Here is a 21860-nt window from a genome sequence, read left to right as displayed (position 1 = left end):
TTCAGCGTCCTTCGGAATGTGTGGTGCCAGGCGTGCTCATGGTAAACCAGGCGCCGCGGCGCTGCAGACGCAAGGCAATCACGCCCAGGCAGATGCCGCGCGTCAGCATGAAGGCGAGAAACGCCAGCCACAAGCCGTGATTGCCCAGCCCTTGCAGCAGCCAGCCCAGTGGCAGCGTCAGGCCTACCGCTAGGAGCATGCTGTTGCGCATCTCCCGCGCGCGGGTTGCACCGATGAACAACCCGTCGAGCAGATAGCTCCAGACCGCAATCAGCGGCAACGCCGCCAGATAGGGCAGGTAGGTCAGCGCGGTCGCGCGGACCTCGGGAATGTCGGTCTGCAGCTGGATAAATAGATGGCCGCCAAGCAGGAAGAACAAGCCGAAGGCGACGCTGGCCAGCAACGACCAGCCCCCGGCGACCACCATCACTCGCTGCAGTGCGTCGCGGTTGCGGGCACCGATGGCATGCCCGGCCAAGGCTTCCACGGCATGAGCCAATCCATCGAGGGCGTGGGCGGTCAGCAGCAGACCATTGAGCAACAGCGCATTGGCGGCGACCGTCGCATCACCCAGGCGGGTGCCCTGGACAGTCACCAGGAAGAACACCAGTTGCAGCGCCAGCGAGCGCAGGAAGATGTCGCGGTTGACCGCCATCAGCGGCCGCCAGCTCAACCAGCGGCGCAGCGCGCGGGTATCGACTCGACCGGGATAGCGGGCCAGCGCCTTGCGGGTGAGCGCCAGGCCGAGCAGCGCGCCGCTCCATTCGGCGATCACCGAGGCGCGTGCGGCGCCGGTCACGCCCCAGTCGAGGCCGAGCACGAACCACAGGTCCAGCGCCACGTTGATCAGATTGGTGGTCAGCAGGATGGCCAGTGGCGCGCGCGCATTCTGCGTGCCGAGGAACCAGCCGATCAGCGCATAGCTGGCCAGCGCCGCGGGCAGGCCGAACAGCCGCGTGTGGAAATAGTCACGGGTGAGTTCGTCCAGTTCGGCCGAGGGCTGCATGAGCTGCAGGGCCGCGCCTTTCAGCGGCACGCCGAGCACCCCGAGCAACAGCGCGAAACCCAGGGCCAGCAGCAATCCCTGTAACAAGATCTGGCGCAGGGCGCCGCCGTCGTTGCGACCAGCGGCCTGGGCGGCGAAGCCTGTCGTGCCCATGCGCAGAAAGCCCATCACCCACACCAGCAGCGTATACAGGCTACCGCCGACCGCCACTGCGCCCAGCTGATGCGCGTGCGGCAGATGGCCGATCACGCTGCTGTCCACCAGTGCGACCAGCGGAACGGATAGGTTCGACAGGATCATCGGCGCCGCCAGCGCCCACACCTTGCTGTGGGTTGGGGCGTGGCGCCAGGCGGCAAGCATGCTGGACATTACGGGCCTCCGGGACGGCCCGGCACTATACGTGGCATGCAATGAAAGAGGGAAAGTCCGAGCTTTAGGCTGCGCGTCAGTGAATCAACCAGCTCAGCAGCCACAGCCCGAGGAACAGCCAGATCAGCCCGCCGATGATCGAGCCGCGAAAGAACGCGCGGACCGCCGCAACCAGCAACAGCAGGCCGATCGCCAGTGCTACCAGGCTGATCAGCGAGCGGTCCATGCCCAGCGTACGCGACAACCCCTCGAGGAAATTGTGTCCGGCCCTGGCAAACAGGCCGAAGAAGTCGCCTAGCGCCTCGACGATGAAACGTATGACCGCGCCCAGCGCCTGTCCCAGCCATTCGAAGAATCCTTCTACCCGCATGTATCACTCTCCTGAACGTTCGATTGCGGTGCCCAAGCACGGCTCTGGGCATTGGGCTCTCGAGTGCGCCCGAGAGTTCCGAACGGTCGCCGCTGCGCTGGAACCACCAGGGCAGGAGGCGGTCGGAATGTCGCTGTGAGTCCTTAGCGCATCATGCGTTCCCGACCTTCATGCAACTGCAACAAGCGCCAGGCAGCCTGCCTACCATTCCCAGAACGAGAAGACCAACGATGCTGGCCATTGCCAGAGCGCGCCTGGAACGAATCAAGACACTGCGCCCGGCCTGGGCCTATGGCTGCGTCTTTTTCGGCCTGCTCTACGTTGTCACCGCCACTCATCTGGACGAGCGGCTGTTCTATACGCTGAAAACCACCTGGCATGAGAGCAGCTGGGAAAGGCACAGCCTCTGGCTACCCGAATACCGGGTGAAGATCGACGCGCTGCCGGTGGCCACGGTGGAAGACAATCTTTCCGGGCTGACCTATGACGAACGCCGCGACCATCTCTGGGGCGTCGTCAATAACCCCGAAGAGCTGCTGGCGCTGGACAAGGATGGCGGCTTCCTCGCGCGCTACCCGCTGCGCGGGTTCCAGGACGTAGAGGGCGTGACCTATCTGGGTGATGACCTGCTTGTGTTGACCGAGGAGCGTAAGCAGTCGCTGTTGATCGTGCAGGTTCCCAGGATTGCCGGTCCGCTGCAGCGTACCGACGCCCGCTCCATTACCCTGGCCCTGAACGACGCGGACAATACCGGTTTCGAGGGCGTCGGGTACGACCGCGCCGGTGATCGGCTGTTCGTGGTCAAGGAGCATTCACCGCGCAAGCTATACGAGATCCAAGGCATCAAGCGCAGTCTGGCAGGTGACATGGACATCAAGATCATCGACCGTGAGGCCTGGATCGAGACGCTGGACATGGCCAGTGATCTGTCCTCGGTGCACTTCGACGAGCGTACCGGCCATCTGGTGCTGCTCAGCGACGAGGCGAAGATGATGCTGGAGCTCGATGCCGAGGGCGAGCTGGTCAGCTTCCGCTCGCTCTGGAGCGGGTTTGCCGGACTGGAGCGCAGCGTGCCGCAGGCCGAAGGGATGACCTTCGATGCACAGGGCAATCTATACCTGGTCAGCGAGCCCAACCTGTTCTACGCCTTCGAGCACGAGTGACGCCCGCCGCGCATCTGCTAGCCGCGCTGGATCAGCCAGACGCCGGCGAAGATCAGCAGCAGACCGGAGACTTTACCGAAGCTGATGCTGGACTGGCGAAAGCCGGCCCAGCCGAAGTGATCCAGCAGCAAGGCGACGAACAGCTGGCCGGCCAGCAATAGCGCCATAAACAGCAACGCTCCCGTGCGCGGTGCGGCGAAGGCGGCCGTGGCGATGAAAAAGGCCCCCAGCAGCCCACCACACCAGTGCCACCAGTGCAGGCCCTTCAGCGTCTGCAACGCCGGGATATCGCGCTGGACTGCCACGATGACGAACAGCGCCAGTGTTCCCACGGTAAACGAAAGCAGTGCCGCGCCCATCACGTTGCCGAGGTGACGCGCGACCTGGCCGTTGATTCCGGCCTGCAGGGGCAGCATCGCGCCGGCAATGAACGGAAGGGTGAGTAACCACCAGGCAACGGCAGGCATTTCGGATCTCCGGAATCAGGGCGCGACAGTATGGCGAGCCGGGATACGACTCGCCATAGCGGGACAGCGGTTCGCTGCGCTTGGCTCAGCGCGGCGGGTATTGCGACAGCACCCGTGTCACCAGCTCGCGCATGCTGCCGGCGCGTTGCTCGGGGGTGCCCTGGCGGTTGCTCAGGGTCTGCTCGGCGCTGCCGCGCCAGACCAGTTTGCCGTCAGCGGCGTCATACAGGTCGATCTGTAGCGTGCCGACCTGATAGTCGATGGTGCGGGTGTCGGTGAACATCGGGCCGCCCCAGTAGCCGTACCAGGGATTGCCCCAGGCGCCGGAGGTGGTCGTGTACTGCTGGGTGCGCTGGTCGACGATGTACCAGGCCTGCACCTTGAGGTCCGCCGCTTTGCCGGCCGTCGCGGGACGCATTCCCTGCTGATCGAGCTGTTCGGCGATCGCCGTGCGAATGCGTTGTTCGGTGAGGTCGCTTTTGATTCTTGGATCATCAGGCCGATACTGCAGCGCCGGTTCCTGCCAGCCCCAGGCCCGATAGGCCGAGAAATCCCGCGTCGGATCGAAATCGCGCTGCACCTGCGGGCCCTGGCAGGCGGCGAGCGCGAAGAGCAGAGGTATCAGCAACAGGCAGCGCAACATGATCGTTCTCCGGAGGGTGGAATCTGTTCAGTCTAGGCCTCGGCGCGGGGCTGAGTCTGCATCGCTGTCACGCTCAGCGCGGCGGGTAGTCCGCCAGCGCCCGCTGCACCGCCTCGCGCAGCGCATCCTGCTGCTTGGCGCGGCTACCGCCGCTACGTGCTTCGGCGCGATTGCTCCAGATCGATTGGCCGGAAGCCGCGTCGAACATCTCGATACGCACCGAGAGCACCTCTTCCTCGTAGTTACGCACGATGGGTACGCTCGTCCCCACGCCATAACCTGAGCCGTACCCGTAGCCGCCACCGTAGCGGCCTACGCCGACATGCGGGCCGTAATCATCGTAAGTCTGCCGAATGCGGGTCTCCTTGCTGGCGCGGGCGCTGATCAACAGCTCGCCCTTGCGCTCGGCCTGCGCAGGGCGCAAGCCGAGTTGATCGAGCGCGCCGGCGACCATTTCCTGCAGTTCCTCACCGGTGATCGACGCGGTGCCGGCCGGTGGGGCTTGCCAGCTCCAGTTCTGGTAGCTGGAGAAGTCCCGTGGTGCCGCCGGATAGACCGGTGACTGGATCTGCTCGATAGGTGGCGCCGGAGGAATCGGCGCGGATTCGTCGGTATAGGGGTTCTGGCTCTGGCAGGCTGCAAGGCCCAGGCAGAGCACCGGCAGCATGGCGCGGATCGACATCGGTACCTCCCGGTCGGCTCAGAGCGGCCGACACATCCAGTGCAGGTAGCGCCCGAGACCGGCAAATTGTGGATGGCGGCGGTAGGCCAGCTCCATCTCGATCAGTTCGGCCGGCTCGGTGCGGGCCTGGAAATCGGCGGGCATGTAGTCATGGAATACGCGCACGCCACTGGTTGTTTCGACCTGCCAGTGCGGTGCGAGTTGCGCCGCCAGCTCGCGTGGGTCCAGCGGCTGCTGCGGGGTCAGGCTCTGGCGCTCGCCGGCATAGGTCTGGCTGCGCAGCTTCTTGAAATGGCCCTTGAGCAGGTTGCGGTAGATCAGCGCGTCGCGGTTGTAGAAGGCCAGCGATAGCCAGCCATCGGCCGATGTCAGGCGATGCAGCACCGGCAGGATCGCTTCAGGCTCGGCCAGCCATTCCAGCACGGCGTGGCAGATGACCAGATCGAAGCGGCCCTCGACCTGGCTCTCGATCTCCTGCCAAGGCGTTTGAATAAATGTGGCGTTCTGGCCCGCGTCGGCGAACTGCACGCGGGCGCCTTCGAGCATGGGTTCGGCGGGCTCGGCGAGGGTTACTTCATGGCCCTGGCGCGCCAGCCACAGGCTCATATGGCCGAGGCCGGCACCGACGTCGAGAACCCGCAACGGCCGCTGCGGCAGAACCTCGGACAAGTCCGCCTGCAGTACGGCGAGGCGAATCGCGCCCTTGGCGCCGCCATAGATTTTCTCGGCAAAGCGCGTCGCCAGCTCGTCGAAATGCCGATCGCTCATCGGGCGAACCGCCGCTCGTTGTCAGCCAGCTTGGCCAGCAGCGCCTGTTCCATATCGATGCCCAGCTCGCTGCACATCAAGAGCAGGTACATGAGGATGTCGCCGACTTCCTGACCGGCATGCTCGAGTTTGTCGGCTGAGAGCTGGCGCGACTCGTCTTCGGTCTGCCACTGGAAGATTTCCACCAGCTCGGCCATTTCCACGCTGGCGGCCATGGCAAGATTCTTGGGGCTGTGAAAGCGCTGCCAGTCGTTCTGATCGCGGATGGCGTGCAGGCGTTGGGTGATCTGTTCGATGTTCATCTGGGAGGGTGGGCGTGTTCGAAAGACGACAAGCTTCCGTCAGCGCGGCAGCGCCCGCAAGGGGCGGATCAGAGACGCCGCACTTTCAGCTCACGCTCGATGGCGATCACGCCGGGACGGTAATCGCCCTGCTCGATGGCGCGGATTGCCTGTTCCAGGGTTTGCTCGGCGATCTGCTCGTGCTGCTGGGAAATCGCATTGACCCGGATCGGCAGGAAATCCAGCAACTGCGCGTCACCAAAGGTCGCCAGCCGCAGCTGCTCTGGCCACAGCAGGTTCCGCTCGCGCAGCGCATCGAAGACGCCTTCGAGCAAGACGTAGGCGGTGGTGATCAGCGCATCGGGCAGCGGGCCGCGCTCGAGCAGGGCGAGCATCTGTTCACGGCCGCACGCACGGCTGAACTGTTCGGCCTGCAGGATGCTGACCTGACCGCTGTGCTGCGACAGTGCCTGGCGAAAACCTTCCTCGCGCTGCTGACTGATGGGCAATGCCGGGCGTGCGCTGATCAGGGCGATATGGGCGGCGGCCGGAACTGCCAGCGAGCGGGTGAGCAGGGCGGCCGCTTCGCAATCATCGCTGACCACCGAGCAGAAGTGCTCGGCGTCCAGCGCACGGTCGAGGGCGATCACCGGCGTGCCAGCCGCCTGCACCTTGCGATAGCTCTGGTCGTCGGCTGGTAGGCAGCTAGCGACGATCAGCGCATCGCAGCGGCGCGAGCGCAGCAGCTGGATGACCTGGCGCTCGGTATCCGGCTCGTCGTCGGTGCCGGCGATCAGCAGCTGGTAGCCGCGCTGCCGCGCGCGCTGCTCGAGCAGTTTGGCCAGACGCGCGTAGCTGGGGTTTTCCAGATCCGGAACGATGAAGCCGAGGGTGCGCGACTGCCCGCGACGCAGGCCAGCCGCCTGCTGGTCGAGCTGAAAGCCCTGCTGTTCGGCCACGGCCATCACCCGCTCGACCGTGGCCGCGCTGATACGGCGCTGCGCGGCCTTGCCATTGAGCACATAGCTGGCGGTGGTTACCGAAACGTTGGCGAGGCGGGCGATGTCGGTCAGTTTCAACAGAGGGTCCTGAGACGGGTGGTATGAACTCGGGCTTCTAGAATTACCCAATATTGCGTAATGTGCCAGCCTTAGGTGAAACGTTTCAGCAGTGTTTCGGTCTGAAGCGCCAGCCCAGGATTCGGGCAAAGCCGGCGCGACCGTCGGCCACAACAATCGCGAGCCCCGCAGGAGTTCTCCATGCTTGAGTTGAATGCACAGCACATCCACATGCATCAGGCCGCGGCGGACAAGCCAGCGGCGCTGGCCCTGCTGGGTGAAGTTCTGGTCGCCGACGGGCTGGTCGCGCCGGGTTATCTGGACGGGCTGCGTGCGCGTGAAGCGCAGGGCTCGACCTTTCTCGGTCAGGGCCTTGCGATTCCCCATGGCACGCCGGAAACCCGCGATCAGGTGTTCACCACCGGCGTGCGGCTGCTGCATTTTCCGGCCGGCGTCGACTGGGGCAACGGCCAGCTGGTGTATCTGGCCATCGGTATCGCTGCGCGTTCCGACGAACACCTGCGCCTGCTACAGCTGCTGACCCGAGCATTGGGTGAAGGCGATCTGAGCGAGGCGCTGCAGAAAGCCGAAAGCCCGGAAGCCATCATCGACCTGCTGCAGGGTGCGCCACAGGCGCTAGCGCTAGATGGCGAGCTGGTCTCGCTGGGTGTCGCTGCGGATGATTTCGACGAGCTGGCCTGGCAGGGCGTCAAGCTGCTCAAGCGCGCGCAGTGCGTGGAGCCGGGTTTCAACGCCAGTCTGCCGCTTGGCCAGGCGCTGCCGCTGGGGGATGGCCTCTGGTGGCTGAGTAGCGAGCAGGCGGTGCAGCGTCCTGGTCTCGCCTTCGTCACGCCAGCTTCGAATCTCGAGCATCAGGGGCAGCCGCTCAACGGGCTTTTCGTGCTGGCCAGCCTGGGCGAAGCGCATCGGGCGATGCTCGAGCGCCTGTGCAATCTGCTGATCGAAGGCCGCGGGCAGGAGCTGAGCCAGGCGACGTCCAGTCGCACAGTGCTCGAAGCCCTGGGCGGCGAGGTGCCGGCAGATTGGCCGAGTGCCCAGGTGCCACTGGCTAACGCCCATGGCTTGCATGCACGCCCAGCCAAGGTGCTGACCGAGGTCGCACAGGCCTTCGCCGGCGAGATCCGAGTGCGCCTGGCTGGTAGCCAGAGCGCGGGCGTGTCGGCCAAGAGCCTGAGCAAGCTGCTGGCGATGGGCTCGCATCGCGGCCAGGTGCTGGAGTTCATCGCCGAGCCCTCGATCGCCGACGATGCGTTGCCGGCGCTGGTCCGCGCGGTGGAAGAAGGGCTGGGCGAGGAAATCGAGCCGCTGCCGGCCGGCGGGGCGCCGGCGGAGCCGCGGGCCGTGCAACTGAATGAGGCAGCCCAGGACGTGCCCGTCTTGCGGGCCGGCGAGCAGGTCGTCGGCATCGCCGCCGCGCCCGGCATCGCCATCGGTCCGGTCCTGGTACGCAAGCCGCAGGTGATCGACTACCCCAAGCGCGGCGAGTTTCCGGTGATCGAACTGCAGCGGCTGGATGCGGCGCTGGACAAGGTCCATGCGGAGATCGGCACGCTGATCGATGAGAGTCAGGTCGCCAGCATCCGCGACATCTTCACCACCCATCAGGCCATGCTGCGCGACCCGGCGCTGCGCGAGGAAGTCCAGGCGCGCCTACAAAAAGGTTTGAGTGCCGAGGCCGCCTGGATGGAGGAAATCGAAATTGCGGCGCAGCAGCAGGAGGCCTTGCACGACAAACTGCTGGCCGAGCGGGCCGCCGACCTGCGTGACGTCGGGCGTCGCGTGCTGGCCTGCCTGACTGGTGTGGAAGCCGAGCAGGCCCCAGATGAGCCCTACATCCTGGTGATGGACGAGGTGGCGCCTTCGGACGTCGCCACGCTAAACGCCCAGCGGGTCGCAGGCATTCTTACCGCTGGCGGCGGCGCCACTTCGCACAGCGCCATCATCGCCCGCGCGCTGGGCATTCCAGCCATCGTCGGTGCAGGGCCGGGGGTGCTCGGGCTGGCCCCAAACACACTGTTGCTGCTCGACGGCGAGCGCGGTGAACTGCTGGTCGCCCCGACCGATGCGCAGCTGGAGCAGGCCCGCAACGAGCGCGCCACCCGCGAGGAGCGCAAGCGCCTGGCAAATGAGCGTCGCCTGGAGCCGGCCATCACCCGCGACGGCCATCCGGTAGAGATCGCTGCCAATATCGGCGCTGCCGGCGAAACTCTGGAAGCGGTGGCGATGGGCGCCGAAGGCATTGGCCTGCTGCGTACCGAGCTGGTGTTCATGAACCATTCCCAGGCGCCGGATCAGGCGACTCAGGAAGCCGAGTACCGCCGTGTGCTGGAAGCCCTCGAAGGGCGTCCATTGGTGGTACGTACGCTGGATGTCGGCGGGGACAAACCGCTGCCGTACTGGCCGATGCCCGCCGAGGAAAACCCCTTTCTTGGCGTGCGCGGCATTCGCCTGAGCCTGCAACGCCCGGACATCCTCGAAACCCAGCTGCGTGCCTTGCTCGCATCGGCCGATGGGCGCCCGCTGCGGATCATGTTCCCCATGGTCGGCAATATCGACGAGTGGCGCACCGCCAAGGCCATGGTCGACCGCCTGCGCGTTGAGCTGCCGGTGGCCGATCTGCAGGTCGGCATCATGATCGAGATCCCCTCTGCGGCCCTGATCGCGCCGGTGCTGGCGCAGGAAGTCGACTTCTTCAGCATCGGCACCAATGACCTGACGCAATACACCCTGGCCATCGACCGCGGGCATCCGACGCTTTCAGGGCAGGCCGACGGCTTGCACCCGGCGGTGTTGCGTTTGATCGGCATGACCGTCGAGGCCGCTCACGCGCACGGCAAGTGGGTGGGTGTTTGCGGTGAGCTGGCCGCCGATGCGCTGGCGGTGCCGATGCTGGTGGGCCTGGGCGTGGACGAACTGAGCGTGTCGGCGCGCAGCATCGCCTTGGTGAAGGCGCGCGTTCGCGAGCTGGATTTCGCCGCCTGCCAGAGGCTGGCCCAGCAAGCCCTGATGCTGCCCGGTGCCCATGAAGTCCGCGCCTTCGTCGGGGAGCACTGCTGATGGCTCGCGTGCTGACCGTCACTCTCAACCCGGCCCTGGACCTGACCGTGCAGCTGCCCGCGCTGCGCCTGGGCGAAGTCAATCGCAGCGAAAGTCTGCAGGTGCATGCCGCCGGAAAAGGGCTCAACGTCGCGCAGGTGCTGGCCCACCTCGGTCACCAGCTGACCGTCACCGGCTTTCTCGGCGAGGGCAATCCGCAGGCCTTCGAGCAGTTGTTCGCCGCGCGTGGATTTGCCGACGAATTCGTCCGCGTGCCGGGCGATACCCGCAGCAATATCAAACTGGCTGAGGCGGATGGGCGGGTTACTGATATCAACGGGCCCGGCCTGCTGGTGAGCGAGACGCACTGCAAGGAGCTGCTGGCGCGACTCGAGCGACTTGCGCCCACCCATGATCTCGTGGTGGTCGCCGGCAGTTTGCCGCGTGGCATCGACAGCCAGTGGTTCGTGCAGCTGCTGCAGACGCTGAAGGCGCGCTGCGCGCGGGTGGCATTGGATAGCAGTGGACCTGCGCTGCGTGACGGGCTGGCGACCAGGCCCTGGCTTATCAAACCTAATGAGGAAGAGCTGGGCGAAGCGCGCGGCGTCGATCTTTCCGAGTCCTCAGCGTTGGCATCCGAAGCACGACGACTGCAAGCCGAAGGCATCGAACACGTGGTGGTTTCCCAGGGCGCCAATGGCGTCACCTGGTTCTCGCCAGGCGCGGCCCTGCACGCCAATCCGCCCAAGGTTCAAGTCGTCAGCACCGTGGGTGCCGGCGACTCGCTGCTTGCCGGGATGCTTCACGGCCTGCTGCAAGGCTGGCCGACCGAGCGCACGCTCACACAGGCCACGGCCATCGCCGCGCAGGCAGTCGGGCAGGTTGGGTTCGGCATCACCGACACGGCTGAACTTGCGGAGCTTGAAGCTGCGGTGCGCCTGCAGTCGCTCAGCCAATAATTCGAACAAGAGGTGAAGGAATGAATCTTCTCATCGTCACGGCCTGCCCCAACGGAATGGTCACCAGCGTGCTGACTTCACGGCTGCTCGAAGCGGCTGCCCATCGTCTGGGCTGGTCGACCGCCGTGGAAGTCCACGATCCCAAGGCCATCGGTTCGCCGCTGACGCCCGCGCAGATCGCCAATGCCGATCTGGTGGTGGTGGTGAAAACCGGGCCGTTGTCATTGCAGCGCTTCGTTGGCAAGCGCGTCGCCCAGTCCACGCCATCCGAGGCACTGCTCGATCCGGAAGCCTTCCTGCGCAGTGCCGCGGACACCGCCAGCGAGCTGCAGCAGGCCGACGAAGCGGATGCGGCGCATACCAGCGGCAAGCCCAAGCTGGTTGCCATCACAGCGTGCCCGACCGGTGTAGCGCACACCTTTATGGCGGCCGAAGCGCTGCAGCAGGCTGCGGTTCGTAAGGGCTACGACCTTCAGGTGGAAACCCGCGGCTCGGTAGGCGCGCGGAACGTGCTGGAAGCGGACGCCATCGCCGCGGCCGACGTGGTTCTATTGGCTGCCGACATCGAGGTGGATATGGCCCGCTTCGCCGGTAAGCGCGTGTTTCGCTGCGGCACCGGCGTTGCGCTCAAGCAACCCGAGGCGACGCTGGACCGCGCGTTGGAAGAAGGTGCGGTGCTCAGCGGTAGTGCGCCGGCAACCAGCGCAAGTGGCGAGCAGACGGGTGAGAAGGCCGGCGTCTACAAGCACCTGCTCACGGGTGTGTCCTACATGCTGCCGATGGTGGTGGCGGGCGGTTTGCTGATCGCGCTGTCCTTCGTCTTTGGCATCGAGGCATTCAAGGAGGAGGGCACCCTAGCAGCCGCCTTGATGCAGATCGGTGGCGAAACGGCCTTCCAGCTGATGGTGCCGCTGCTGGCCGGCTACATCGCCTATTCCATCGCCGACCGCCCGGGTCTGGCGCCGGGCATGATCGGTGGGCTGCTGGCGGGCACCCTCGGTGCGGGATTTATCGGCGGCATCATCGCCGGTTTCGTCGCCGGCTATGCGGCCAAGGCGGTGAGCCGCTGGATTCCACTGCCGGCCAGTATCGAGTCGCTCAAGCCGATCCTGATCATCCCGTTGCTGGCCAGCCTGGTGACGGGACTGGTGATGATCTACATCGTCGGCACGCCGGTGGCGCAACTGCTCGCCGGGCTGACCGAATTCCTCGACACCATGGGCACGTCCAACGCCATCCTGCTCGGGCTGCTGCTGGGCACCATGATGTGCGTCGACCTCGGTGGGCCGGTGAACAAGGCGGCATATGCGTTTTCAGTGGGCTTGCTGGCCTCGCAGAGCTACGCGCCGATGGCCGCCACGATGGCCGCGGGCATGGTGCCGCCGATCGGCATGGGCATCGCCACGCTGATCGCCCGGCGCAAGTTCGCACAGACCGAGCGCGAAGCTGGCAAGGCCGCGCTGGTGTTGGGTTGCTGCTTCATTTCCGAAGGGGCGATTCCCTTCGCCGCAAAAGACCCGCTGCGGGTGATTCCGGCCAGCATCGCCGGTGGTGCGCTGACCGGTGCGTTGTCCATGGCCTTCGGCGCGAAACTGTTGGCCCCGCATGGCGGACTTTTCGTGCTGCTGATTCCCAACGCCATCAATCACGCACTGCTGTATCTGGTTGCGATCCTCGCTGGCAGCCTGGTGACCGGGGTGATCTATGCGCTGATCAAGCGACCTGAAACGCAGCCGCTCAGCATTGGGGCAACGGCGTAAGCGCTCGCCAGAGCGGCTGAACTAAAGCCCTGTCCATCGTATCCACTGAAAGCTGGCGAGACTTTGTGTCAGAAAGTTTCGCCAGCTTTTTGCTTTTTGTTTTGTAAATGAATCGGCTGGAGAGCGTTGCATGAGTATCGATTACGGGCCGCGGCCCATGCGCATCACCCTGACCGCCGTGGTGGTCCTGCTGCTGGGGGCGCTGATGGCCGTTGGCGGCGGCTACCTCGCGATGTTGGGTGGCTCCTGGTACTACCTGCTGGCTGGTATAGGGCTGTTAGGCGTGGCCGGGCTGTTGTTCGCTCGGCGTCGCGCCGCGATCTGGCTCTACGCGGTGCTGCTGCTGGCGACGTTGGCGTGGACGCTGTACGAAGTCAGCTTCGACTGGTGGCAGCTGGCGCCGCGAATCGACCTCTGGTGCATCCTCGGGCTCTGGCTGATTCTGCCTTTCGTCAATCGCTACGTCGGCGATCGGCTGGTCTGGCGTGATGGCGCCAGCGGCCTGCTTGGCTTGGGGCTGCTGGCCGGCGCGCTGATCGCCGGGTACTCGCTGACCCAGGATTATCACTCGATCACGGGTGAATTCAGCGACGCGCAGATGCAGGGCATGAACCCCGAGGGGCAGGCCGGTCGGGTTGCCAGCGAATGGAAAGCCTACGGTGGCTCCGACCGCGGCGATCGTTACTCGACGGCCGATCTGATCACGCCGGATAACGTCGGTAAGTTGAAGAAGGCCTGGGAGTTTCGCACCGGTGACCTTTCCGGCGAAGGCGACCCCGGCGAGATCACCTATCAGGTGACGCCGTTGAAGGTTGGCGACAACCTGTTCATCTGTACGCCGCACAGCATCGCCATCGCGGTGGACGCCGACAGCGGTGAAGAGCGCTGGCGCTTCGACCCGAGCATCAATCGCGATGCCGAGTACTACCAGCACATGACCTGCCGCGGCCTGGCCTTCCATGACGCCACGGCCTATGGGCCCGCAGCGACGGCGCCGTCCGAGCAGCCCGTGGCGCGTTGCGCGCGGAGGCTGTTTCTGCCGACCAACGACGGCACCCTGGTCGCGCTGGATGTCGAGGACGGCAAGCCCTGCGAGAGCTTCGGCAATGCCGGCGTGGTGGATCTGAAGGCTGGGCTCGGTGAGGACGCTTTGGGCGTTTACCTGCCGACTTCACCACCGGTGGTGACCGAGAAGCTGGTCATCGTCGGCGGTTCGATCACCGACAACGGCGCGGTGGATTCGCCCGGCGGCGTGATTCGCGCCTACGACGTGCGCAGCGGCGAGCTGGTGTGGAATTTCGATCCGGGCAACCCGGACGCCACGGAGCCTTTGGCGCCCGGGGAAACCTACGTGCGCAGCACGCCGAACTCCTGGACTATCGCCACCGCCGACGAGTCGCTGGGGCTGGTCTACATCCCCACCGGCAACCAGACGCCGGACCAGTGGGCGCAGCCGCGCACGCCGGAGTCCGAGCGCTTCACCGATACCCTGGTGGCGCTGGACCTGGCCACCGGACAGGTGCGCTGGGAATTCCAGACCGTGCACCACGACCTCTGGGATCGCGACCTGCCATCGCAGCCGACGCTGGTGGACATCGATGGGCCGCAAGGTCAGGTGCCGGCCATCATCCAGCCGACCAAGCGTGGCGATCTGTACATCCTCGACCGCCGCACCGGCGAGCCGATCGTGCCGGTGGAAGAGATGCCTGTGCCGCAAGGAACCGACTACGGCGAGTTCACCGCGCCGACCCAGCCCGCATCCGCCGTCAGCTACGCCCCGCAAGAGCCGCTGCGCGAGCGCGACATGTGGGGCGGCACGCCGCTGGACCAGATGATGTGCCGCATCCAGTTCCGCAAGCTGCGCTACGAGGGCGACTTCACGCCGCCGTCGGAACAGGGCTCGCTGATCTATCCGGGTAACGTGGGTACCTTCAACTGGCCATCGGTGGCGGTCGATCCGAGTCGGCAGCTGTTGTTCGGTGCGCCGAATTACCTGGCCTTCGTCTCGACTATGGTCAAGCGCAGCGCGGTGGCCCCCGATGAGCGTACCGGCGGCGGCGAGACCGGCCTGCAACCCAACCTGGGAGCCCCGTACATGGTGCGTCTGGAGCCGTTCATGTCGGTCATCGGCCTGCCGTGCCAAACGCCACCATGGGGCTTCGTCACCGCGCTGGACCTGCGCAGCATGAAGAAGGTCTGGATGCACAAGAATGGCACCAGCCGCGACAGTGCCCCGCTTGGCATTCCCCTCCCGGTGGGTACGCCAGCGCTGGGCGGACCGATCGTCACTGCAGGTGGCGTTGCCTTTATGAGCGGAACGCTGGACTACTACCTGCGCGCCTATGACCTGCAGAACGGCAAGGAACTGTGGAAGGGCCGCCTGCCCGCCGGTGGCCAGGCGACGCCGATGACCTATGTATCGGAGAAGACCGGCAAGCAGTATGTGGTGCAGATGGCCGGCGGGCATGGCTCGTTCGGTAGCAAACTGGGTGATTCACTGATCGCCTGGACGCTTGAGGAGTAGGTGAAGCGGGGCGGAGTGGGCGTCGACTGCTGCGCCCGTCATAGGCACCAGCCCCTCACCCTAGCCCTCTCCCCGGAGGGGACTGGAGCGAGTTTGGGTTTCGTTCGTTGGTGAGGCGCAGGGGTGTTGATGTAACCGATTGGCAACTGCCTGTGTTGCTGCACATGTCTCTTGCGCAGACTTGAACAGGTCCTAGGGGCAGCGAGAAGCGAAATGTATTTATCAGACTGCTGGCGCATGCAGCTACGTGATTGCTCAGTTGTATCTGGCCGCTCACAGATGGTTCAGTGACTTCAATCCAGCTCCCTCTCCCCACCGGGGAGAGGGTTGGGGTGAGGGGTGCGGGCCGCCATCCAGAGCAATGGCTTCGTCAGAACTGCTACTGATGGCAGGCACGCCAATCCTGCAAGCAGTTCGTGGTGCCAATGGTCGGCCGGCGTGGCTCGTTTGGCAGCAAACGGGGTTATTCACTGATCATGTGGACGCTTAAGCAGCAGGTGAGGGGGAGCGGTGTGGGCGTCGACTGCTGCGCTCGTCATAGGCACCGGCCCCTCACCCTAGCCCTCTCCCCGGAGGGGAGAGGGGACTGGAGCGAGCTGGGTTTTCGTTCCGGTGTATGTCGAGACGCATGTTGATAGCTGAATCGGTTCGGATGATTCGGTGATCTCGTTCGAGGGGCTCTCCTTAGGAAGAGATGGAGCGGACCGAACAGGTTTCCATTCCGGCGTAGGGCGAAGCGCTTAATGTGTGTTGGGTCGATCACAGGTGGTTCAATGACTTCAATCCAGCTCCCTCTCCCCACCGGGGAGAGGGTTGGGGTGAGGGGCGCGGGCCGCCATTCAGAGCAATGGCTTCGTCAGAACTGCTACTGATGGCAGGCACGCCAATCCTGCAAGCAGTTCGTGCTGCCAATGGCCGGCCGGCGTGGCTCGTTTGGCAGCAAACGGGGTTATTCACTGATCATGTGGACGCTTAAGCAGCAGGTGAGGGGGAGCGGTGTGGGCGTCGACTGCTGCGCTCGACATAGGCGACAGCCCCTCACCCTAGCCCTCTCCCCGGAGGGGAGAGGGGACTGGAGCGAGCTGGGTTTTCGTTCCGGTGTATGTCGAGACGCATGTTGATAGCTGAATCGGTTCGGATGATTCGGTGATCTCGTTCGAGGGGCTCTCCTTAGGAAGAGATGGAGCGGACCGAACAAGTTTCCGTTCCGGTGTAGGGCGAAGCGCTTAATGTGTGTCGGGTCGATCACAGATGGTTCAGTGACTTCAATCCAGCTCCCTCTCCCCTCCGGGGAGAGGGTTGGGGTGAGGGGGCGCGGGTCTCCAGCCAGCGCAAGATTTCCGTCAGGACTCCCTCCAGATTTCGCATCACATCCAGATTGCTGAAGCGTAAAACCTCCAGTCCCTGTTGCTGCAGATAGACCGTGCGCAAACGGTCTTTCGCCAGGCCAGCTTCGTCATGGTGCTGACCGCCATCGAGCTCGACCACCAGCCGCAGCTCGGCGCAGTAGAAGTCCAGCACATACGGTGGCCACGGATGCTGCCGACGAAATTTGAATCGGGCTAAACCGCGATTGCGCAGCCGCGACCACAAGAGCCGCTCGCAATCGGTGAGTTGGTGTCGGAGGTGTCTGGCGAACTGGCGTTGTTCGGTGGAGGCGCGTTCAGTCGGCATTTCACGATCCCTGTGAAATAAGCTGGGTCAAAGCGGTTCAGCAGGGGTGCCCCTGATAAGTGCGGTTTCCGCTGGGCTCCACGCACTGCTGCTCCGTATGCTGTTCTATGCGCGGCGATTTATCCCGCAGGCTTGACGTCAAGCTGTTCATAAACTTCGTTGCCTGGGTCTGGTCATCGAAGCGTCGTGCGCCGTTCAGGGATCCGGTATAGCTGCCGTTGCTGGCGGCATAGCATTCCTGATTATTGGCGCACGTCAGCGCGACGACCCAGTACGGGCTGTTGATCAGCACCCCAGCCTGAGCGGCAGAGGTGAAAAGCGCGAGAGCGAGCAGAAGACTCCGCATGGTGTTGCTCCGATATGTGAAGCCGCAAACATAGCCTAACGCCTGTCCGCTACGCGTGTGTCAGGTCTCAATGATGCTCCCGCGTCGCCCTGAACTTCACATCCGGCCAGCGCTCTTCCATCAGGCTCAGGTTCACCCGCGTCGGCGCCAGGTAAGTGAGGTGGCCGCCGCCGTCGATGGCGAGGTTCTCGAAGGCCTTGTCCTTGAACTCCTTGAGCTTCTTCTCGTCACTGCACTCGATCCAGCGTGCCGACCAGACGTTGATCGCCTCGTAGGCGCACTCGACCTTGTATTCCTCTTTCAGGCGGCTGGCGACGACGTCGAACTGCAGCACGCCGACCGCGCCGAGGATGATGTCGTTGTTGCGCTCGGGGAAGAACACCTGGGTGGCGCCTTCCTCGGCCAGTTCCTGCAGGCCCTGACGCAGCTGCTTGGATTTCAGCGGGTCCTTCAGGCGCACGCGACGGAACAGCTCCGGGGCGAAGTGCGGGATGCCGGTGAAGCCCAGATTCTCGCCTTCGGTGAAGGTGTCGCCGATCTGGATGGTGCCGTGGTTGTGCAGGCCGATGATGTCGCCGGCGTAGGCCTCTTCCAGTTGTTCACGTTCGCTGGAAAAGAAGGTCAGAGCGTCGCCGACGCGCACGTCCTTGCCCAGGCGTGCGTGGCGCATTTTCATGCCTTGGCTGTACTTGCCCGAGCAGATGCGCATGAAGGCGATGCGGTCGCGGTGTTTGGGGTCCATGTTCGCCTGGATCTTGAACACGAAGCCGGTGAACTTCTCCTCGACCGGCTCGACAACGCGTTCGTTCGCTGCACGGGCGAGCGGCATGGGCGCCCAGTCGACGACGGCGTCGAGCACGTGATCGACGCCGAAGTTGCCCAGCGCGGTACCGAAGAACACCGGGGTCAGCTGACCGCTGAGGAATTCGTCCTGGTCGAACTCGTGGCAGGCGCCCTGAACCAGTTCCAGCTGTTCGATGAAACGCTCGTACTCGTCGCCGATGTGCTTGCGCGCTTCGTCGGAATCCAGGTTCTGGATGATCTTGACCTCGGTGCGCTCGTGCCCGTGGCCCGGCGTGTAGACGATGATGTAGTCGTCCTTGAGGTGGTACACGCCCTTGAAGTCGCGGTAGCAGCCGATCGGCCATGTGATCGGCGCGGCCTTGATTTTCAGCACCGCCTCGATTTCGTCGAGCAGCTCGATCGGGTCGCGGATATCGCGGTCGAGCTTGTTGATGAAGCTCACGATCGGCGTGTCTCGCAGGCGGCAGACGTCCATCAGCGCGATGGTGCGTGGCTCGACACCCTTGCCGCCGTCGAGAACCATCAGCGCCGAGTCCACCGCTGTCAGCGTGCGGTAGGTGTCTTCCGAGAAGTCCTCGTGGCCGGGGGTGTCGAGCAGGTTGATCATGTGCTCGCGGTAGGGGAACTGCATCACCGAGGTGGTGATGGAGATGCCGCGCTGCTTCTCCATTTCCATCCAGTCGGAGGTGGCATGGCGGTCGGATTTGCGCGACTTCACCGTACCGGCAACGGCGATCGCCTTGCCCATCAGCAGCAGCTTTTCGGTGATGGTGGTCTTGCCCGCATCGGGGTGCGAGATGATGGCGAAGGTACGGCGCTTCGCGACTTCGGCGGCCTGAGTGGTCATCGGAATTAAGGAACCCGTCGACGAGTAGTCGGTCTGTCAAAAAAGGCGGCGATTATAGCGGCAAATGGATTTCGCTGCGGCCCGCACGGCTGCGGAAATCGCCGATTTGTGCAGTTTCCATGACGCTTTGTTTTGAATCGACAACAACTCGAAACGGATGCACCTTCGGGACGTTTTTTTGATTGATCTATGCCCCCCTTGGTCCTAAAGTTCGCGCCCGAACGTCCATGCTGGCAACGATCCATCCGGCTCAAGTACTGACGACGAGAGATCCTCCGTGATACTCGGCGACATGCCTTGGGAAGTAGGCGAACCAAAGTGGGGAAACTGATCAGGCGTTCTTGTCAGGGCTGATGCCCTCCATCCCTCATCCGACTTTTGTTTCCCGTTTTTTGGAGTCCCACGCATGACGGTCAAGATCGAAGACTATTACCCTCGCGCCACCTTCCAGAAGATGAAGGCATTTGCCGACCAGCACGAAACCCCCTTCGTGGTGATCGACACCGAAACCATCAGCAAGGCTTATGACGACCTGCGCGCCGGTTTCGAATTCGCCAGCGTGTACTACGCCGTCAAGGCCAACCCGGCGGTCGAGATCATCGATCTGCTGCGCGACAAGGGTTCGAGCTTCGATATCGCCTCGATCTACGAGCTGGACAAGGTAATGTCCCGCGGCGTTGGCCCGGAGCGCATCAGCTACGGCAACACCATCAAGAAAGCCAAGGACATCCGCTACTTCTACGACAAGGGTGTGCGCATGTTCGCCACCGACTCGGAAGCCGACCTGCGCAACATCGCCAAGGCCGCGCCGGGTTCGAAAGTCTATGTACGCATCCTCACCGAAGGCTCCACCACTGCGGACTGGCCGCTGTCGCGCAAGTTCGGCTGCCAGACCGACATGGCGATGGATCTCTTGATCCTCGCGCGTCAGCTGAAGCTGGAGCCCTACGGCATTTCCTTCCATGTCGGTTCGCAGCAGCGCGACATTTCCGTATGGGACGCCGCCATCGCCAAGGTCAAGGTGATCTTCGAGCGTCTGAAGGAAGAAGACGGCATCGAGCTGAAGATGATCAACATGGGTGGCGGTTTCCCCGCCAACTACATCACCCGCACCAACAGCCTTGAAACCTACGCCGAGGAAATCATCCGCTTCCTCAAGGAAGACTTCGGCGACGAGTTGCCGGAAATCATCCTCGAGCCGGGTCGTTCGCTGATCGCCAACGCCGGCATCCTCGTCAGTGAAGTGGTGCTGGTGGCACGCAAGTCGCGTACCGCGGTCGAGCGTTGGGTGTATGTCGATGTGGGCAAGTTCAGCGGCCTGATCGAAACAATGGACGAGTCGATCAAGTTCCCGATCTATGCCGAGAAGAAGGGCGAAGTCGAGGAAGTGGTGATCGCCGGTCCGACCTGCGACAGCGCCGACATCATGTACGAGAACTACAAGTACGGCCTGCCGCTTAACCTGGCCATCGGCGACCGCCTGTACTGGCTGTCCACCGGTGCCTACACCACCAGCTACAGCGCCGTCGAATTCAACGGCTTCCCGCCGCTGAAGGCTTACTACATCTAAGCCGTAGACGATGAACGAACGCCCCGCATTGCGGGGCGTTTTCGTTTCTGTGCTTCGTTCACCGTAACCCGGCGCGTAGCTCGTTGCGTCGCCGCGCGTAGGCCTCGACGATATCGGCGACCTGAGGCAATGCTGCGGCCTGCAGGCTGGCCAGCGCGGTCTCGAGGAACTTCAGGTGGCCAACCTCAAGCGCGCAGTCCAGCCAATGCCGGGCGGCGTCCCATTGCTGCTGGGTGAGCAGCACGGCGGCATGGCTGAACTGGCCGCGAAAGTCGCCAGCCTCCGCGGAACGTCGATACCAGCCGTGCGCCGCTGACACATCGCGCGACACACCGCGGCCTTCTTCCAGGCAGCGTCCGGTCAGGTTCATCGACTTGGCGTGGCCCAGCTCGGCGGCCTGGCGGTATAGGCGATAGGCCACGGCTTCATCCTGTGAAACACCGCGACCGGTGGCGAGCAGATTGGCCAGGTTGTACATGCCCCAGTCCAACCCCATGTCTGCCGCGCGCCGGTACCGCTCGGCGGCGCGTGCGGGATTGGCCGGGCAGCCCCAGCCAAGCTCGTGGCAGCGTCCGGCCATGTTGCAGGCCATGGCGTGGCCGCGGCCGGCGGCGATGCCGAACCAGGTCAGGGCCAGTTCGGGATCGGCCTGGATGCCGCGGCCCTCCAGCAGGATTTGCCCGAGCAGCGCCTGCGCTTCGATTTCCCCGGTCGCGGCGGCCGCGAGGACCAGGCGTGCGGCTCGGTGCGGCTCCTCGGCCAGTTTGCCCAGTTGGTCGCTGTCGAGTGCTTCCTTACGGCGCAGAAGATGAGGCATCAGACCTCGACCCAGCGGCGCAGCAGGTTGTGATAGGTGCCGGTCAGTTGCACCAGGGATGGGTGCTCCGGCACATCGGCGGTCAGCTGCTGGATGGCCTGGTCCATCTCGTAGAGCAGCGTGCGCTGCGCATCCTCGCGAACCAGGCTCTGAATCCAGAAGAACGAAGCCAGCCGTGCGCCGCGGGTGACCGGCTCCACCTTGTGCAGGCTGGTGCTGGGGTAGAGCACCATGTCGCCGGCAGCGAACTTCACCCGCTGCGTGCCGTAGGTGTCGTGGATCACCAGTTCGCCGCCGTCGTACTCCTCGGGATCGCTGAAGAACAGTGTGGCGGACAGGTCGGTGCGCACGCGTTCGGCGCTGTTGCGTACCTGACGCACCGCGTTGTCGATGTGATAGCCAAACTCGCCGCCTGCCGTGTAGCAGTTGAACAGGGGCGGAAAGACCTTGCTCGGCAGCGCGGCAGACATGAACTGCGGGTGCTGCCAGAGCCGTTGCAGCATGGCTTCGGCAATCTCGCGGGCGAGTGGGTCGTCCTCCGCCAGCTGCAGATTGTATTTGGCCTTGGCCGACTGATAGCCAGCGGTGACGCGGCCGTCCTGCCAGGTGGCCTGTTCCAGCGCGGAGCGAATACGGTCGGTTTCTTCTCGGGAGAACACATTGGCAATGCGTAGAAGCATGGGTCACCGGCAGGA

At 64.2% G+C, this 21860-nt stretch carries 18 protein-coding genes and 1 pseudogene; 6 read left to right on the top strand and 13 right to left on the bottom strand.

Annotated features, from left to right (window positions below):
* Position 1: 1 nt before the first annotated feature.
* Both P5704_008635 and P5704_008630 read right to left on the bottom strand, forming a co-directional pair.
* Positions 2–1375, bottom strand: a complete 1374-nt coding sequence (locus P5704_008635; protein ID WOF80524.1) for an MATE family efflux transporter — start codon at positions 1373–1375, stop codon at positions 2–4.
* A gap of 76 nt (positions 1376–1451) precedes the next feature.
* On the bottom strand, positions 1452–1745 hold the full coding sequence (locus P5704_008630; protein WOF80523.1) for a hypothetical protein: 294 nt from the start codon (positions 1743–1745) through the stop codon (positions 1452–1454).
* Positions 1746–1975: 230 nt separating this feature from the next.
* On the opposite strand from P5704_008630, the gene P5704_008625 reads away from it, so the two are divergent.
* The gene (locus P5704_008625) at positions 1976–2908 is read left to right on the top strand and encodes an SdiA-regulated domain-containing protein (GenBank protein ID WOF80522.1); all 933 of its coding nucleotides are present in this window, start codon (positions 1976–1978) and stop codon (positions 2906–2908) included.
* Between the two features lie 17 nt (positions 2909–2925).
* On the opposite strand, the gene P5704_008620 is transcribed toward P5704_008625, so the two are convergent.
* The 6 genes from P5704_008620 to cra all read right to left on the bottom strand — a co-directional run bounded on the left by P5704_008620 (position 2926) and on the right by cra (position 6828).
* Positions 2926–3375 carry a DMT family transporter gene (locus P5704_008620; protein ID WOF80521.1) on the bottom strand — a complete coding sequence of 150 codons (450 nt, stop codon included), beginning with the start codon at positions 3373–3375 and terminating at the stop codon, positions 2926–2928.
* Between the two features lie 85 nt (positions 3376–3460).
* On the bottom strand, positions 3461–4018 hold the full coding sequence (locus P5704_008615; protein ID WOF80520.1) for a DUF4136 domain-containing protein: 558 nt from the start codon (positions 4016–4018) through the stop codon (positions 3461–3463).
* Between the two features lie 73 nt (positions 4019–4091).
* The gene (locus P5704_008610) at positions 4092–4700 is read right to left on the bottom strand and encodes a DUF4136 domain-containing protein (GenBank protein WOF80519.1); all 609 of its coding nucleotides are present in this window, start codon (positions 4698–4700) and stop codon (positions 4092–4094) included.
* An 18-nt stretch (positions 4701–4718) separates the two neighbouring features.
* Positions 4719–5468, bottom strand: a complete 750-nt coding sequence (locus P5704_008605) for a methyltransferase domain-containing protein (GenBank protein ID WOF80518.1) — start codon at positions 5466–5468, stop codon at positions 4719–4721.
* Entirely contained in the window at positions 5465–5770 is a 306-nt protein-coding gene (locus tag P5704_008600; GenBank protein WOF80517.1) for a nucleotide pyrophosphohydrolase, read from the bottom strand. Before P5704_008600 ends, P5704_008605 begins: the two co-directional genes overlap by 4 nt.
* A gap of 68 nt (positions 5771–5838) precedes the next feature.
* Complete coding sequence (gene cra / locus P5704_008595) at positions 5839–6828, bottom strand: catabolite repressor/activator (GenBank protein ID WOF80516.1); 990 nt, start codon at positions 6826–6828, stop codon at positions 5839–5841.
* Positions 6829–7008: 180 nt separating this feature from the next.
* Between cra and ptsP the strand changes: the two genes are divergently transcribed.
* The 4 genes from ptsP to P5704_008575 all read left to right on the top strand — a co-directional run bounded on the left by ptsP (position 7009) and on the right by P5704_008575 (position 15107).
* Positions 7009–9885 carry a phosphoenolpyruvate--protein phosphotransferase gene (gene ptsP, locus P5704_008590; protein WOF80515.1) on the top strand — a complete coding sequence of 959 codons (2877 nt, stop codon included), beginning with the start codon at positions 7009–7011 and terminating at the stop codon, positions 9883–9885.
* Entirely contained in the window at positions 9885–10823 is a 939-nt protein-coding gene (gene pfkB, locus P5704_008585; GenBank protein ID WOF80514.1) for a 1-phosphofructokinase, read from the top strand. Before ptsP ends, pfkB begins: the two co-directional genes overlap by 1 nt.
* A 20-nt stretch (positions 10824–10843) precedes the next feature.
* Positions 10844–12583 (top strand): PTS fructose-like transporter subunit IIB, encoded by a 1740-nt coding sequence (locus P5704_008580; protein WOF80513.1) that lies wholly within the window; start codon positions 10844–10846, stop codon positions 12581–12583.
* A 130-nt stretch (positions 12584–12713) separates the two neighbouring features.
* Positions 12714–15107: a membrane-bound PQQ-dependent dehydrogenase, glucose/quinate/shikimate family gene (locus P5704_008575; GenBank protein WOF80512.1), complete on the top strand. Its 2394-nt coding sequence runs from the start codon at positions 12714–12716 to the stop codon at positions 15105–15107.
* A gap of 1265 nt (positions 15108–16372) precedes the next feature.
* On the opposite strand, the pseudogene P5704_008570 reads toward P5704_008575, so the two are convergent.
* The 3 genes and pseudogenes from P5704_008570 to P5704_008560 form a co-directional block, all read right to left on the bottom strand.
* Positions 16373–16781: pseudogene (locus tag P5704_008570) on the bottom strand (endonuclease domain-containing protein).
* Between the two features lie 37 nt (positions 16782–16818).
* Positions 16819–17127, bottom strand: coding sequence for a hypothetical protein (locus tag P5704_008565; GenBank protein WOF80511.1), 309 nt, complete (start codon positions 17125–17127; stop codon positions 16819–16821).
* Positions 17128–17194: 67 nt separating this feature from the next.
* Positions 17195–18778 (bottom strand): peptide chain release factor 3, encoded by a 1584-nt coding sequence (locus P5704_008560; GenBank protein ID WOF80510.1) that lies wholly within the window; start codon positions 18776–18778, stop codon positions 17195–17197.
* Between the two features lie 406 nt (positions 18779–19184).
* Here P5704_008560 and P5704_008555 point away from each other — a divergent pair, with 406 nt between their 5' ends.
* Entirely contained in the window at positions 19185–20348 is a 1164-nt protein-coding gene (locus P5704_008555) for a type III PLP-dependent enzyme (protein WOF80509.1), read from the top strand.
* 58 nt (positions 20349–20406) lie between these two features.
* Here the strand turns inward: P5704_008555 and P5704_008550 are convergent, their stop codons facing one another.
* Positions 20407–21165 (bottom strand): tetratricopeptide repeat protein, encoded by a 759-nt coding sequence (locus P5704_008550; GenBank protein ID WOF80508.1) that lies wholly within the window; start codon positions 21163–21165, stop codon positions 20407–20409.
* On the bottom strand, positions 21165–21845 hold the full coding sequence (locus tag P5704_008545; protein WOF80507.1) for a Fe2+-dependent dioxygenase: 681 nt from the start codon (positions 21843–21845) through the stop codon (positions 21165–21167). Before P5704_008545 ends, P5704_008550 begins: the two co-directional genes overlap by 1 nt.
* Positions 21846–21860: the final 15 nt, after the last annotated feature.

This window comes from Pseudomonas sp. FeN3W (assembly GCA_030263805.2).
GTDB lineage: Bacteria > Pseudomonadota > Gammaproteobacteria > Pseudomonadales > Pseudomonadaceae > Stutzerimonas > Stutzerimonas stutzeri_G.
This window is presented reverse-complemented; position numbering and strand designations above follow the sequence as displayed.